Consider the following 14,705-nt stretch of genomic DNA (forward strand, 5'->3'; position numbering starts at 1 on the left):
GGCGGTTGCGGCGGTGCCATCGGCTGTTCGGGCTGCTGAGCTACGCGCAGCTTGCCGACCACTTCAAGATCCGTGTCACCACCGCCCAAACCGCGCTGCGCATACTCCGGGAGCGTGGACTGGTCGAGGGGCACCAGGGCAAGGGAACGTACGTCGTGGAGCATCCGAAGTTGGGGTAGCGCGGTCCGGTAGGAGCGTCAGGCCGGGGTCCCTCCGCAGGTGTAGCTTGCCTACATGAAGCCTGACGCGCTCCGCGGGCATCTCGACGCCCTGATCCTCTCCGTCCTAGAGGGAAGTTCTCTGCACGGTTACGCGATCATGGAGGCGCTGCAGGAACGTAGCGGGGGTTTGCTCGACCTGCCCACCGGCACCCTCTACCCGGCGCTGCGACGCCTTGAGCGCGCCGGGTATCTGGACAGTGAGTGGAGCACTGTCGGTGGCCGTAAGCGTCGCACCTACCGGCTCACCCGGGCCGGGCGGCGGGCACTGGCCAACGAACGTTCGGATTGGCGGGATCTCGCCCGGGTGATGGAGCACGTCCTGCGGCCGGCGCGGGCCGATCTCGCCGATGGGATCGGGGTGTAGGCCGACACCGGCGGCGGGTGAGTGCGGTGGCCTTGGGCGTGTCGATCCGTCAGCCCGCATTGAGGCAGCTTCGGCCGGACAACGCGAGGCCGGCCAGTGGAATGCCGAGGAACATCGCCGTGCCCGGAAGGCCGGTGGGGCCCAGCATCGAGCTGGTGGCCGGGCTCAGGATGGTGAGTAGCGAACCCAGAACGGCGAAGACACCGCACACGCTGAAGGCGAGCACCCCGGTCAGGTGGGTAACACGGCGCCGCGATCCCAGGTGACGCACGCCCACCCTCGAGGTGGCGAAAACCGCCAGCAGGGCGCAGAGGATGGCCACGGTGCCGGTCCATCCCACCAGATCGTTCACGAATACATAGCTTGAGCTGCCCGATTCAGCGCCAACTGAGCCGGCCAGATGTAGGACCACTCGCCACACCAGCGGCTGCGTCACCAGAATGGCGCAGATCAGCAGCGCGGTACGCCTTCCCTGGGCGAGGGCCAGCTCGGCCTGATAGTCGGTGGCGGCCTGCCGTACGGACCCGAAGTCGGCCACCGCCCGTCGTTCGGCGGTGTGGCGGTCGAGGCCGGACCTCTGGTATGCCTCGACGGCGTCGGCTAGGCCGTCCCGCACCTCGGCCAGGATGTCAATCTTGGCCGATCGAGGTCCGCGTAGCGCCTGTCGTAGCTCGGCAAGACAATCGTCAATCATGCTGCCCGCATGTCCACTCGCTCGATCCAGCTTCCCTAGCCGGGAGTCGGGGTGATCCAGTATAGGCAGATCGGCGGACGTAACGCCCTAACAGGCCCGGAAGCGGCGCCGCCATCGAGCCCGGGGCCGTACTGAGGCAGGGCTGTCGCCATCGAAGTCACCACAACAGATCCGTCGGGATGTGGAGCGAATTCAGCGTGCGACGCTGCTACGGTTCCGCAGCAGCGCCCAGGCGATCAGCCCTAGTGCAGCACCCCAGAGCGCATTCACCAGCAAAATCATGATCATTCCGGGAGCCGGGATCAGTTTGGCGTCCGTGAGGATCGGTTGAAGCGCCAGGTTGAGAACGATGGCGAAGGCACCGTAGGCGAATCCGGCGAGGGTCAGGGTGGTCACCGGCTGTCGAGCACGGCGCAGCACGACCATCGTCAGCCATACCACCGAAATGAGAATGGTCATGACAATCGGTCCGACCGGGCTTCTCAGTGCGCCGGATTCATAGACACCCACGATGCTGAGAATCGGGCGAAAAGTGGCGAACAGCCCCAATCCCAGTATCAGTTTCCAGTCAAGACCGTTAGTTTCGTTCATCGGTGGCCCGCCCTGGTTGCCCGAGTGGCCGGAAGTAGGTGTCGTCCATCCGGTTCCTTTCATGCCCGGTGCCCTTCGTTGGGTGAAGGCTACAAGTAGACAGCCTACATATCAAGCGCGTACGTACTCCCGAGCCCCGCAAGACTCGTTTCAGTGCTCTCATCGCATTTGCCGAATCTGGAATCACCGCAGACCGTCAGCATGATCGACATTTGGGTTGGTTCGATCACCAGGGCATTGATGTCGACCTTGCGCCACCGTTCCATCGCCCGGTGGGCCGGTGGGCCGGTGGGCCGGTGGGCCGGTGGGCCGGTGGGCAAACCCAGGCCGGTTCGCGGGTGCGTAGCTCGCGCTGTCCATTCCAGCGGTACGGGGGGCGCAAGCGGCGGCGAGGTGTGCATCGCGCCGCTCCGCCGTCACCTGGGCAGGCATATGGGCCACCCGCTCCGGTGCGCCGGGGCTCGGTAGACCGCGGCTTCCGGCGGCGCGACCTCAAGCGCAATGGTCATTGCGGAGATCGAGTCGGATAGCGTATAAACGAAAGAAGTCTTTCGTTTGGGAGTGTCGATGGAGTCGAACGAGCCGGAACGCCGGGTGCGCGTGCAGGACGCGACCAAACTGCGGGCGCTCGCGCACCCGTTGCGCCTGCGGCTGCTGCGCTACCTACTGGCCGCCGGCCCGAGAACCGCAGCGCAGTGCGCCGAGGCGCTCGGCGACACCGGCTCGAATTGCAGCTACCACCTGCATCAACTCGGCCGTCACGGCCTCATCGAGCGGGTTCCCGCCGAGGGGGACAACCGTCGTGATCGGCCCTGGCGCGCCGCCGCCGTCGGGTTCGAATTCCTCCCCGAGCCGGGTGATGTCGACAGTCAGCAGGTCAACGAGGCGCTGACCGCGCTCGAGCTTGAGGAGCTCTTCCGGGCGCTGCAGCGCTACCAGCACCAGCAGCACAAGCTGACGGACGAGTGGCGGGAGAGCGCGATCTTTCACCACTACACGCTCTCGGTCACCCCTGAGGAGCTGCGGCACCTCAAGCTGACTCTGGATGCGGTCATCCGGCCCTACCTGCGTCCGATGCGCAACCCGCCTCCGGGGGAAGCCCGGCCGGTCAGTCTCAGTCTGCAGGCGCACCCCACGCCCGAGTTCATCTGAGTTGTTCATGCTCCTGCGCCGCCGCGGATTCGTTCTGATCCTGCTCGCCGGGCTCTCCTCGAGCGTGGCGAGTTGGCTGCTGCTCACCGGGCTGCCGATCTATGTGTTCGGCGTGACCGGCTCGGCGTTCCTCACCTCTGCGGTCTTCCTCGTCGAGCTGCTGTGCGGTATCACCCTGGGATCGTTCGCCGGTGCCTTGGCCGACCGCTTCGACCGATTCCGGCTCATGAGCTGCGTCGCCGTGCTTCAGGCAGTGGCGGTGATACCCCTGCTCAGTCAACCTGAGCATCATCTGTGGATCATCTCGCTGGTCGCCGGGGCCCACGCGGTACTGACGCAAACGTTCGACTCCGCCCGCAACGCCGCGTTGCCGGGCATCGTCGAGGCGGCGCACCTGGTGCGTGCCAACAGCATGGTGGCGCTCAATGTGAGCATGGGGCGGCTCATTGGCGGCTCGCTCGGTGGGCTCGCCCTCATCCGTGAGGGCACCCGCTACCTGGCGATCGGTGCCGCTGTGGCCTTTATGGTCGCCGCGGCGCTGGTCACAGTCGCCCGTCGGGCCGCGGACCACGGCGCCAATTCATCGGGTACGCCGGAGCGTACGTCGTCGTTCTTCGCCGCCTGGCGGTCCGGCCTCACGACGATGCTGCGTAACCGCAGCGTGCGCGTGACGTTCTTGAGTGTGGCGTTGGGCGGCATCGCGCAGGGCCTGTTCGTGGTGCTATTCGTAGTCTTTGTCAGCCGCGCGCTGCACGCTGACAGCACGCTCACCGGTGTGCTGCGGGGCGTACAGGCGATCGGCGGCGTGGCGGGCGGCCTCATTGTCGGCACCCTCGGCGCGCGGCTCAGTCCCCGGCTGCTGATGAGCCTTGGCGCCGCCACCTTCGCCCTGATCAGCCTGGTCATCTGGAACGGGCCGGCGGTCACCCGCCAGCCCGGGTGGTACATCCTGCTGTTCATCCTGGTCGGCGCGCCCGGTATCGCCTACAACAGCGGAGCCTTCGCGCAGATTCAACAAAGCGTGCCCAACACCGACCTGGGCCGGGCTTTCGGCGGTTACTACGCGATCTACAACGCAGCACAGGGGCTGGGCATGGCAGCCGCCGGCCTGCTCGGTGACGCACTCAGTGTGGTCCTCGTCCTCAACGTGCAGGCCGCGCTCTACCTGGCCGCCGGCGCGGTCGCCTACGTGGGACTGCGCTCGGTCCTGCAGCAGCGTCCCGTACTGCGAGAGCGCTCCACCGTCGACATTGGATAGATCCTTCAGGGCGAACAGCCGAACTATCACTGGATGAAGCCAAGCGCCCGCCCCACTAGCGGTTGATCCGTTCCCGGATGGCGCGTTGGTCGTGGCCGATTCGAAACGCCCGCCCGCCGTTGCCTGGGGCCGACAACAGGCCACCTGCTCCGGTGTGTGCCGGGAACGGGTGGCCCATTGTCGGTCGCGCTTCACCTGGTCGTGGTTCGTTGATTGCGGCTACCCGGGGCGATATCGGGCCGGGTGTCGCGAAGCGCCTGGGTCAGGAAGCGAAGCGGGTGCGGCGTCGGCGTCCGATCAGGTAGCCCACGCCGCCGAGGAGTAGGAGTGCGCCGCCGATGCCGGCGACCGTCGCGGTGTTGGCGCCGGTTACGGGAAGTCCGCCTCCCTCGCCGCCGGGGGCGCCCTGGCTGGCGGAGGGGGTGGGGGTTGGTGCATCAGTCGTCGTGGCGCTCGGGGTTGGTGCGGGGGTCGTGGTGGCGCTCGGCGTCGGTGTGGCCTGAGCGGCGCAGTCAAGCTCACGTGCGGCGTACAGACCGTCGTTCAGGTAAGCCAGGTAGGCGTCCATGGTCGAGGTTTTCAGCGCCTCCTGCGCGGTCTCCTTCACGTTGGCGCCACCACTCGCCATTGTCTGGTTCACCTTGATCCTCAGATCAATCCACCATCTATCCTCAACGTGTCCCTTGAGGAATGATCGGAGATCATCGGTGCTGCCGTCCAGCTCCTCCTGCAGACTGCGGGACGTACTGCCGAACGAGTAGTCGTCTGCCACCTCCAGGAGCCGGTACGCCAAGAGGTGAATCTCGGCGTGGCTGGCGGTGTCCAGATCAATGGTGATGATCTCGCGGATGTCTTTGTACACCTTGCGCTCGACCATCTGGCAGGACTCGTCCAGCCCAAGCGGTGGGGTCTCAGCCGCCGCGGGTGTTGCCGGAATAAAGAAAGCCAGCGCCATTAGGGCGCCAGCCAGGATCTTCCCACGCATGTGGTTCCCTCCCGTGAAGTAGAAGGGAGGGACATTACCCCAATGGATGAGAAGGGTGGGGGGTGGGATACCGCGCCGATCGCTTTGTTGGACTGGTGTCGGTTCGTGGCATTTGGGACGCAATTTGGGCCTGCTGCGGCATTCGCTATGCGTGGTCACGGTTGGGTGTGAGGTCGAGGCGAACTACTGGCCGGACGTCGACGACGTGGAGCGCGAGGATGGCGGGCCGTGCCGCCTCGCCCGGTGACGCAACCGTTGCATCGCATCCGGGACGACCAACTGCGGGCCCATAGGTGGATTATTCCGGAGGGGCATCAATCCGAGTCTGGGCGCAGACCTCTCCCACCTGCTCGTTGCACGATTGCGCAGCTGCGGAAAAGGTCATTCCGGACCAGTAGACGGGGTAAAGGCTGGCCGCGTCTCCATCGTTCGCCCGTATCACCGGGAAGTCGGTCTCGTAGGTCGCGCCATCGACTCGCCTGCCCTGAACGCGTAGCACCAGATGCTCCGGCCGTGTGTCAGTGGCTGGATAGCGCCGGACGTCCACCACAAGCGGCATCTCGTCGTTCGGTAGTTGTCCCTCAGACGTGGCGAATTCGAGAATTGACCTGCAATTCGACCGACTTCCGGCCGTGTGGCACAGGTCGGCGAACTTGCCGTCCCGTGCCAGGGCTACGGCCTCCGAAAGTAGCTCCTCGGCCTCACGTAGCTGAATTTGGCGGGGTCTTTCCTGGTTTGCAGCTACCGTGCACGCAACGGTGGCCGAGAGCATCAGGAGGGCTACGGTGCCGCCAAGTGTGAACGAATAGGCGCTTGTTCTCCTCATCTGGGCTCCTCCGCTGGTAGTTCCGTCGACTATCGGCCGGGACCTCGGGGCTGGCGGGCGGCGAGTGTTGCTGATGTCGCGGCGGCGGAGAGGCACAGTAGTGGGACGGTGATTGTCCAGCGGGGGTCGAGTTCGGGTAAGGGTCCGCTGCCGGCGGCGATGGCCAGCGGGGTGAGCCCCGCGAGCGCGGCGAGGAGGCCGAGCAGGATGCCGATCGTGGTGGCGCCGACTGCTTCGGTGATGACGAGGCGTCGCAGCTGGTGGCGGCTTCCGCCGATCATGCGGAGGGCGTGGCGTTGGTGGTGTCGGTCGCTCTGGGCCAGGCCGGCGGTGTTCGCGAGGGAGATTAGCGCGTACCCGGCTATCACCAGGGAGATGATCAGGATCGCCGCGTTGTCGGTGGTCTGCCGGGGTTGCAAGGTCGCCAGATAGGTCTGCCGGTCGAGTAGGCGTGCGCCGGGTGGGGGCTGCCAGGTGTGTTGGTCGTCGGTGAGCAGGAGCATGTCGAGGGTGGGGTCAGGGGCGTGGCTGATGGCGAGTTCGGCTGGTAGCAGGACGCCCGCGATTCCGAGTTCGCGCTGGTAGGTGGCGATCAGGCGGAGGTTGCGCGACTGGCCGTCGGCCAGTTCGATTTGGTACGAGTTGCCGGTCGACCACCCGTGCTGCTTGGCGGTGCCGGTCCCGGCGGCGAACGTGTCGGCGGTGAGTGCGGTGAGGTCGCCGTCGTTGATGCCCAGGTCGAGCAGGGTCGGCAGGACGGTGGGGTCGATGCCGGCGGCGGGTACGGCAACGGGACCCCCGTAGCGGGATTCGTTGTGGGGCAGCACCGTGGTGGTGATCATTGCGGCGGCCTGATCGGCGGGCAGATCTTCCGCTGCGGACAGGGGTAACCCGGCCGTGCCGGCGGGCACCACCACCTGGGCGGCGAGTAGCCGCTGGTCGGCCTGTCGGGCAACTCCTTCGTCGAGGGTCCGGGGCATGCCGAGCAGCGTGGTGGTCAAACCGACGGCGAGCAACGCCGGCGCGGCGATGGCTGCGGTCCGCAGGGGGGAGTGCCGCAGGTTCGCGGCGGCGAGTCGACCGACGTCCCGGCCGGCCAGCCGGGCGAGTAGCCCGGCGACCGGTACGAACAGCGGCGCCAGCCAGGGGCTGAGCACGGTGAGCGCGGGTACCACGAACAGCACGCTGGCGGTGGCACCGGCACCGAGGAGTACCGCCCCTTTGCCGGCGGTGGCCACCAGCGCCGCTGCGGCGAGGGCGAGCAGGGACAGCCCGGCCAGCAGGCGGCCGACCGGGCGGGCCCGCTTCGCCTCGGAAGTACCCGCTCGCAGCGCCTCTGCGGCATCGATCCGTCCGGCAGCGCGGACGGCCGTTGCACTGGCGGTCAGGGCGAGGAGCACGGTCAGCAGGGCCGCCGCGGCCAGGATCGCCACGCCCGCGCCGCTGGCCCGTACGGCGGGAGCGTCCGGAGGCAGAATCCCGGTGTGGATCAGCGCCGTCCTGATCGCCCCGGCTGTCGGCGCGGCGCCGAGCACGCCCAGCACGGCGAGCGGGGCGACCACCATCGCCGCGTCCCCCAGGACAAGCAGCCGCAACCGTAGCCGGGAGACACCGAGCGCCCGCAGGACCGCCAGTACGGGGCCGCGCTGGCTGATCCACAGCGACAGCGTGGTGCCGAGCACCATTGCCGCGGAGGTCACCAGGACGAACAACAGTAGCGCGAGCAGGTTGACGCTCGCCTCGACCTGCTGCTCGCTGGTCGGCGCCGGCCCGGGGCGGAAATCCTCCGCGCTGATCGCCCGGTAGCCGTCACCGAGCCGGGCATCGAGGGCGGAGCGGATCCGCACCGGATCGCTGCCGGATGCGGCGGTGACCAGGAGCGCGTCGGCGCGCGTGCTGCCGGGCAGCCGTGCGACCTGGTCATCGGCGAGCAGCAGGGTGGGCTCGGCGTCGGCGGAGCCACCGGCCGGGGGCACCACCACCGCGGACAGGCGCCGGGAGGTTCGCCCGGACCCGTCCAGGGTCTCGACCTGGTCGCCCGGCCGCAGCCCCAACTGGTCGGCCGTGCGCGGGTCGAGGACGAGTTCCGTGCCAGCCGGTGGCGTACCGGCTTCGATCCGGTAGCCGGCCGCCTCCGCCGCCGACCAGTTCCAGGCCCAGGTCCCCGCCCGGTCCCGTCCGGCCACGAGCGCGCCGTCGGCCACCACGGAAAGAGTGCGCCCCCGAAACTCCACGACCCGCCGTACGTCGGGCACGTCAGTGAGACGGGCAGCAAGGTCAGGCGCAACCGCCGGTGCCACGGCCCCGCTGTCGCTCTCGCGGACCACCACCGCCGTGACCTCACCCGAGCCCAGCGGGGACACCTTGGGGCGTTCGAGCAGCACCGCGATCAGCAGGCCATTCGCGCCGAGAACGGCGGCGGTGACGAGGCAGGCGACCGCCACAGCCAAGACCCGGCCCGGGCGAAGCCGGACGTCGGCGGCGGTCAACCGCAGGCGGGCGCTCACCGCCCCACCAGGACCCGGTCGGAGATCTCACCGACGGTGGCACTTCGCAACTCGTCAACGAGCACCCCGTCCAGCAACAGCAGCACCCGATCGGCGGCCGCCGCCGCAGCGGCATCGTGGGTGACCATGACGACGGTGGTGCCGCGCGCGGCACACAGGCCCCGCAACAACTCCAGCACCTCCGCACCCGCCGACTGGTCGAGCGCCCCGGTTGGTTCGTCGGCGAACAACACCGTCGGCCGGGTGATCAGCGCGCGGGCGATCGCCACCCGCTGCTGCTGCCCGCCGGACAACTGCGCCGGCCGGTGCCCGGTCCGGTCTGCCAACCCAACCAGGTCGAGAAGTTCGAGCGCGTCACCGCTGCGCACCCGACGGCCGGCGAGCCGCGCCGGCAGCAGCACGTTCTCCAGGGCGGTGAGCGAGTCGATGAGTTGGAAGTGCTGAAAAACGAAGCTGATCCGGTCACGCCGCAGCCGGGTCAACGCCGACTCCGAAGCGTTGTCGATGCGCTGGTCCGCAACCTGAACCACGCCGCTACTCGGTCGGGTCAGACCGGCCGCGCACATCAGCAGCGTGGACTTTCCCGAGCCTGAGGGACCCATCAGGGCGGTGAAGCTACCGGCGGCGAAGTCAGCGGTGACCGCACGCAGCGCCACCGTCCCCGCCGTCGGGTCACCAAAAACCTTGGTGACCTGGTGCAACCGCACCGCGGGCGAGACCTCACTGACGGTCGACATTTTTCGCTTCGCCTTCCTTCGGGTCGGGTGGGCACCTGGGCTGCCGCCCTTCTGGCGGCTCGAGCCATCTCGAACGGTCGCACCCCCGTGAGTAAGGCGACTCAACCGATGTGCCTGCCCCGACCGTGACAGCAGCACACCGTGTCCGAGGTGGACGGACTCGTCGACCTTAGCGAATTGGATACGTTCCGTCAGCCCCACCGCGACCGGTGGTGACCGCTGTATCCGTCTCAATGCCCATTGCGGAATGTGCATGTCCCGGAGGGAGTGACGACCACAGTTGCCAGGATGACCGCAGTGGAAAACGTAAGCGGCAGACAAAATTCTTTCTGAATGGACTGAGGTGGTGGATCGGCGCGTCCGTCGAGGATGGAACCGTGTACCAGTGAACTTATTGGTGTGGCGTGCTTTAGGGTCTGCAACCTTGCTGTCCTGAATCTGTATGGTCCCGCCCCCGCAGGTCCGCGAGCTGACGTCGTCGACCGGGCGCGGCGGGCGCACAGGTGGGGCAGCTCGACAGCGTGCGGAGCGAACTGGTGGCTGGCGGCCCGGCCACCGCCAACCCGTCCGAAGGTGGCCCGGCCACCGCCAACCCGTCCGAAGGCGGCCCGGCCACCACGGTGAGTAACGCAGTGGCCGTCGTCGCGCCGGACCGGGTCGAGCGGTGGCTCGCCGCTACTGCGGGGTGAATCACATTTCGCCACAGGGTGGGACCGGGTGGTCATCGGCCGTCGTCGCCGGCTTACACTCGGCCGCACAACTGAATGCCTCATCCAGAGGGGCTGAGGGACACGGCCCGAAGACGCCCCGGCAACCACCCCACCTGATCACCCAGAGTGACTGGCGGGGCAGGTGCCAATTCCGGCCCCGCCGCAGAGTGCGACGCGGGGGCAGATGAGAGGAATCTCGAGATGACGTCCACCCTCGCCCCGTCCGGGATCGACCCCGCCGCCAGCCCGGCCCGCGCCCTGGTCTGCCGCGCCTGTTCGGCCCGCTACCCGCTCATCGCCCAGCACGCCTGTTACGAGTGCTTCGGCCCATTGGAGGTCGACCACGACCCCGCCGCGCTGGCCGCCGTCACACGCGAGCAGATCGAGGCCGGCCCGCGCAACATCTGGCGGTACGCGCCGCTGCTGCCGGTCGGTCAGGACCCGGCCACCCGGGTCACCCTCGACCCGGGCTTCACCCCGCTGGTCGCGGCCCCGCGGCTGGCCGCCGAGGTGGGTCTCACCGCGCCGCTCTGGGTCAAGGACGACAGTGCCAACCCGACCCACTCGTTCAAGGACCGGGTGGTGTCGGTGGCGCTGACCGCCGCCCGGTCGTTGGGCTTCACCCGGTTCGCCTGCGCCTCCACCGGGAACCTGGCCAACTCGGTCGCCGCGCACGCCGCCCGCGCCGGCGTCCCGTCGGTGGTGTTCATCCCCAGTGACCTGGAGCAGGGCAAGGTGCTCACCACCGCCGTGTACGGCGGGGACCTAGTCGCGATCGACGGGTCGTACGACGACGTGAACCGGCTCTGCGGCGAGTTGGTGGAGACCGACGAGTTCGAGGACACCGCCTTCGTCAACGTCAACGTGCGGCCCTACTACGCCGAGGGGTCGAAGACGCTCGGCTACGAGGTGGCCGAGCAGCTCGGCTGGCGAATCCCCGCCCAGGTGGTGATTCCGATGGCCTCTGGTGAGCTACTGACGAAGGTCGACAAGGCGTTCGCCGAGTTGGTCGAGATTGGCCTGGTCGAGGCGCCGGCCGGTGGCTGGCGGGTGTTCGGGGCGCAGTCGGCGGGCTGCAGCCCGATCGCCGCTGCCCTGCACGCTGACAGTGACACCATCAACCCGGTCAAGCCGACCGGCATCGCCAAGTCGCTGAACATCGGTGACCCGGCGGCCGGTCCGTACGCGCTGGAGTCGGTCCGCCGTACCGGTGGTTGGATGGCGGCGGCCGACGACGACGAGATCCGGGCCGGGATCCGACTGCTCGCCCGTACCGCCGGGGTTTTCGCCGAGACCGCTGGCGGGGTGACCGTGGCGGTGCTGCGAAAGCTCGTCGAGTCCGGCCGGCTCGACCCGACCGCCGAGACGGTGATCTTCAATACCGGTGAGGGGCTCAAGACCCTGGACGCGGTGGCGGATCAGGCGGGCCCAAGCCACCGGATTAAGGCCTCGCTGCGGGCAGCCCGGGGTGCCGGGCTGATGGGTTGATCGACCGTTTGATGATTGCTGAGGCCCGGACTGCGTGAAAACTGCCCGTGCGGGCTTGACGTCCGGTTTTTCATGCCGAAAAATAGCTAACGCGGGAGGGCTCTCGCCGGAGACTCTGTTCTTTCGACCCAGCGCCAGCGGCGTTGCGTGGGAGTCCCTCCCGACCACCCCAAATTTTTCTGCCGCCACCGCCCATGGCTTCCTGCCTGGTTGGGCAGCTCCAGGCCGTCGATAAATGGCTGGACCGGCCAGCGCCTCGTGGCGGAAGCTGCGGGCATGGGCATCACCGTCACCCCCTTCGGCCCCGCCGACGACCACGCGATCGACGCGGCGGTCCAGGTCGAGGCGGCAGCCGCCGCCGTTGATCTGCCTGACTTTCCGCTCTTCTGCCCGCAGCGGTTCATCGGGTCGGTGCGGCACCCGATGCCCGGCAATGCGCCGGTGCACCTGCTGGCCCACCTCGACGGTACGGCCGCCGGCCTGGTCACCCTGGCGTTGCCGCAGCTGGAGAACACCGAGAACGTCTTCGTCGACCTGACGGTGCATCCCGCCGTTCGGCGCCGGGGGGTCGGGCGGGCACTCTTCGATCGCGCGGTCGAGCTGGCCCGGGAAAACCGGCGCAAGCGGCTGACCGCGATGACCCTGGACACGGTGGTGGCCGGTGCCGCCTTCGCCCGGACCCTCGGGGCGGACTCCGCGCTGGCTGATGTCCGCCGCCAGCTGGACCTCGACCAGCTGGACCCCGCGGCGCTGGCCCGCCTGCTGGCCGAGGCCCAGGACCGGGCCACCGACTACCAGCTGGTGTTCTGGCAGGGCCACACCCCGGCGGAGTACCAGGCCGACGTCGCCTACCTCGAGGGGCGCCTCGTCAGCGACGCGCCGACGGGGGACCTGGAGTGGGAGCCGGGGCGGTACGACGCCGAACGGATCCGGGCCACCGACGTCGCCCTGGCCGCGCGCGGCCGCCGTCGCTACCACACCGGAGTACGGCACCGGGCTTCCGGCCGGCTCGTCGGGTGGACCATGCTCGACGTGGCGGCCACCGTCGACTGGCACGCCCTCCAGCAGATCACCATCGTGGACCCGGAGCACCGGGGCCACCGCCTCGGCCTGCTCGTCAAGCTCGAAAACCTGCGGTACCTGCGGTCCCATGAACCGGCGGTGCGGGTCATCAACACCTTCAACGCCGCCGCCAATGATCACATGATCGCCATCAACGAGCAGCTCGGGTTCCGGGTGGCGGACCACTGGACCAACTGGCAGTTGACGATCTGATCTGTGACGCAGCCCTACTGATCGTGCTGACATCTGTTGCATGATGTCGGGCATGACGGAGACCCCGCACCCCCTGTACGACAGGCACGCCGAGACCCTCGACCGGGCGCTGACCGCCATCTCGCAGCGCGGGTACTGGTCCGCCTACCCGGAGTCGCCCAGCCCGCGGGTGTACGGCGAGACCGCCGCCGACGACGGCAAGGCGGCCTTCGAGGCGTACCTCGGTCGTGACTTTCCCCTGGACCAGGCCGGCGCCGGGAGCCCGGTCCAGACCGAGGTCAGCCCCTTCGGCGTCGACCTGGGCGTCGGCTACCCGCACGCGAGCGCCGACCACCTCACCGCCGCCGCCGCCACGGCGCTGCCGTCGTGGCGGGACGCCGGCCCCCGGGCCCGGGTGGGCGTCTGCCTGGAGATCCTGGATCGGCTGCACCGCAACATCTTCGAGCTGGCCAACGCGGTGCAGTTCACCAGCGGGCAGGCGTTCGTGATGGCCTTCCAGGCGGGCGGCGCGCACGCGTTGGACCGGGCGTTGGAGGCGCTCGCCTACGCGTACGCGGAGATGACCCGGCACCCGGGCACGGCCGGCTGGGAGAAGGCGGCGGGCAAGGGTGACCCGCTGCGGATGACCAAGACCTTCCACGTGGTGCCGCGGGGCGTCGCGCTGGTGATCGGCTGCAACACCTTCCCGACCTGGAACTCGTACCCGGGGCTCTTCGCCTCGCTGGTCACCGGCAACCCGGTGATCGTCAAGCCGCACCCGCGCGCGGTGCTGCCGCTCGCGATCACGGTGCGGTACGCCCGCCAGGTGCTCGCCGAGGCCGGCTTCGACCCGAACCTGGTGCAGCTCGCCCCCGAAGCACCGGGCGAGAAGCTCGCCTCCACGCTGGCCCAGCATCCGGCGGTGCGGATCGTCGACTTCACCGGCTCCTCCGAGTACGGCGACTGGCTGGAGGCCAACGCCCGGCAGGCGCAGGTCTACACCGAGAAGGCCGGCCTGAACGCGGTGGTCATCGACTCCACCGACGACTTCGGCGGGATGTGCCGCAACCTGGGCTTCACGCTGACCCTCTACAGCGGCCAGATGTGCACCACCTCGCAGAACATCCTGATTCCCCGGGACGGCATCGAGACCGACCAGGGGCACAAGAGCTTCGCCGAGGTGGCGGCCGGTATCGCGGCGGCGGTTGGCAAGCTCACCGCCGATCCGGCCCGCAGCGTGGAGTTGACCGGTGCGATCGTCAACGACGGGGTGTTGGAGCGGCTGGACGAGGTGACCAAGGTCGGTGAGTCGGTGCTGGAGTCCCGTACCGTCAGCCACCCGACCTACCCCGGTGCGGTGGTCCGGACGCCGACCATCGTCCGGCTGAACGCCGACGACAGCGCCACCTACGCCCGGGAGTGGTTTGGTCCGATCTCGTTCGTGATCGGGACCGACTCGACGGAGCACAGCCTGGAACTCCTGCGCGCCACGGTCGGCGAGCAGGGTGCGTTGACCGCGGCGGTCTACTCGACTGAGGACGCGGTGCTGGACGCGGCCGAGGCGGCGGCGGTCGAGGTCGGGGTGCACCTGTCGGCGAACCTGACCGGAGGCGTCTTCGTGAATCAGTCGGCGGCCTTCTCCGACTTCCATGGCAGCGGCGCGAACCCGGCGGCCAACGCGGCTCTCACCGACGGTGCCTACGTCGCCAACCGGTTCCGCATCGTGCAGAGCCGTCGCCACGTCTGAGTAAGACTCGGGACTGCGGGCCGCGCAGGCCCGGCTCCGGCTGCACGTTTCCGGATTTGCACCGGCGGGCAGTTCCGGGCGGACGACTCCTTCGCGGCGTTGTCCGCCCGGTGGCCCGGTGGCCCGGTGGCCCGGCTTCTTGGCGTCCCCGCTGCCCGGGGCCACGCGGCC

Annotated in this window: 14 protein-coding genes and 1 riboswitch; of the genes, 8 read left to right on the plus strand and 6 right to left on the minus strand. The window is 68.7% G+C overall.

All coding sequences use genetic code 11. From position 1 onward, the window contains the following. Positions 1-5: 5 nt before the first annotated feature. Together SALPAC2_RS26350 and SALPAC2_RS0118100 are read left to right on the plus strand one after the other, a co-directional pair. Entirely contained in the window at positions 6-179 is a 174-nt protein-coding gene (locus SALPAC2_RS26350) for a GntR family transcriptional regulator (protein ID WP_018218048.1), read from the plus strand. A gap of 55 nt (positions 180-234) precedes the next feature. Beyond that, positions 235-585 carry a PadR family transcriptional regulator gene (locus tag SALPAC2_RS0118100; protein WP_018218049.1) on the plus strand — a complete coding sequence of 117 codons (351 nt, stop codon included), beginning with the start codon at positions 235-237 and terminating at the stop codon, positions 583-585. Positions 586-634: 49 nt separating this feature from the next. Here SALPAC2_RS0118100 and SALPAC2_RS0118105 read toward each other — a convergent pair whose 3' ends face one another. Together SALPAC2_RS0118105 and SALPAC2_RS0118110 are read right to left on the minus strand one after the other, a co-directional pair. Next, positions 635-1,279 (minus strand): permease prefix domain 1-containing protein, encoded by a 645-nt coding sequence (locus tag SALPAC2_RS0118105; protein WP_018218050.1) that lies wholly within the window; start codon positions 1,277-1,279, stop codon positions 635-637. 192 nt (positions 1,280-1,471) lie between these two features. Further along, on the minus strand, positions 1,472-1,870 hold the full coding sequence (locus SALPAC2_RS0118110; protein WP_026184857.1) for a hypothetical protein: 399 nt from the start codon (positions 1,868-1,870) through the stop codon (positions 1,472-1,474). A gap of 567 nt (positions 1,871-2,437) precedes the next feature. Here SALPAC2_RS0118110 and SALPAC2_RS0118115 point away from each other — a divergent pair. After that, a complete protein-coding gene (locus SALPAC2_RS0118115) occupies positions 2,438-3,022 on the plus strand; it encodes a transcriptional regulator (protein ID WP_033661809.1) in 585 nt (194 codons plus the stop codon). Between the two features lie 7 nt (positions 3,023-3,029). Next, positions 3,030-4,280: an MFS transporter gene (locus SALPAC2_RS0118120; protein ID WP_018218053.1), complete on the plus strand. Its 1,251-nt coding sequence runs from the start codon at positions 3,030-3,032 to the stop codon at positions 4,278-4,280. Between the two features lie 262 nt (positions 4,281-4,542). Here the strand turns inward: SALPAC2_RS0118120 and SALPAC2_RS25030 are convergent, their stop codons facing one another. From SALPAC2_RS25030 to SALPAC2_RS0118145, 4 genes are all read right to left on the minus strand, one after another. Further along, positions 4,543-5,265 carry an ALF repeat-containing protein gene (locus SALPAC2_RS25030; protein ID WP_018218055.1) on the minus strand — a complete coding sequence of 241 codons (723 nt, stop codon included), beginning with the start codon at positions 5,263-5,265 and terminating at the stop codon, positions 4,543-4,545. A 298-nt stretch (positions 5,266-5,563) separates the two neighbouring features. Then, positions 5,564-6,091: a hypothetical protein gene (locus SALPAC2_RS26355; protein WP_223874080.1), complete on the minus strand. Its 528-nt coding sequence runs from the start codon at positions 6,089-6,091 to the stop codon at positions 5,564-5,566. Positions 6,092-6,120: 29 nt separating this feature from the next. After that, the gene (locus SALPAC2_RS0118140) at positions 6,121-8,598 is read right to left on the minus strand and encodes an FtsX-like permease family protein (RefSeq protein ID WP_018218056.1); all 2,478 of its coding nucleotides are present in this window, start codon (positions 8,596-8,598) and stop codon (positions 6,121-6,123) included. Continuing rightward, positions 8,595-9,335, minus strand: coding sequence for an ABC transporter ATP-binding protein (locus SALPAC2_RS0118145; protein ID WP_018218057.1), 741 nt, complete (start codon positions 9,333-9,335; stop codon positions 8,595-8,597). Before SALPAC2_RS0118145 ends, SALPAC2_RS0118140 begins: the two co-directional genes overlap by 4 nt. 503 nt (positions 9,336-9,838) lie before the next feature. On the opposite strand from SALPAC2_RS0118145, the gene SALPAC2_RS0118150 reads away from it, so the two are divergent. The 4 genes from SALPAC2_RS0118150 (at position 9,839) to paaN (ending at position 14,534) form a co-directional block, all read left to right on the plus strand. Next, complete coding sequence (locus SALPAC2_RS0118150; protein WP_018218058.1) at positions 9,839-10,024, plus strand: hypothetical protein; 186 nt, start codon at positions 9,839-9,841, stop codon at positions 10,022-10,024. Positions 10,025-10,101: 77 nt separating this feature from the next. Further along, positions 10,102-10,236, plus strand: a riboswitch (SAM riboswitch). 10 nt (positions 10,237-10,246) lie between these two features. Next, on the plus strand, positions 10,247-11,533 hold the full coding sequence (gene thrC / locus SALPAC2_RS0118155) for a threonine synthase (protein ID WP_018218059.1): 1,287 nt from the start codon (positions 10,247-10,249) through the stop codon (positions 11,531-11,533). Between the two features lie 276 nt (positions 11,534-11,809). After that, entirely contained in the window at positions 11,810-12,808 is a 999-nt protein-coding gene (locus SALPAC2_RS0118160; protein ID WP_018218060.1) for a GNAT family N-acetyltransferase, read from the plus strand. A 52-nt stretch (positions 12,809-12,860) separates the two neighbouring features. Next, on the plus strand, positions 12,861-14,534 hold the full coding sequence (gene paaN, locus SALPAC2_RS0118165; protein WP_018218061.1) for a phenylacetic acid degradation protein PaaN: 1,674 nt from the start codon (positions 12,861-12,863) through the stop codon (positions 14,532-14,534). The last annotated feature ends 171 nt before the right edge of the window (positions 14,535-14,705 follow it).

The sequence above is a fragment of the Salinispora vitiensis genome, assembly GCF_000378825.1.
Lineage (GTDB): Bacteria > Actinomycetota > Actinomycetes > Mycobacteriales > Micromonosporaceae > Micromonospora > Micromonospora vitiensis.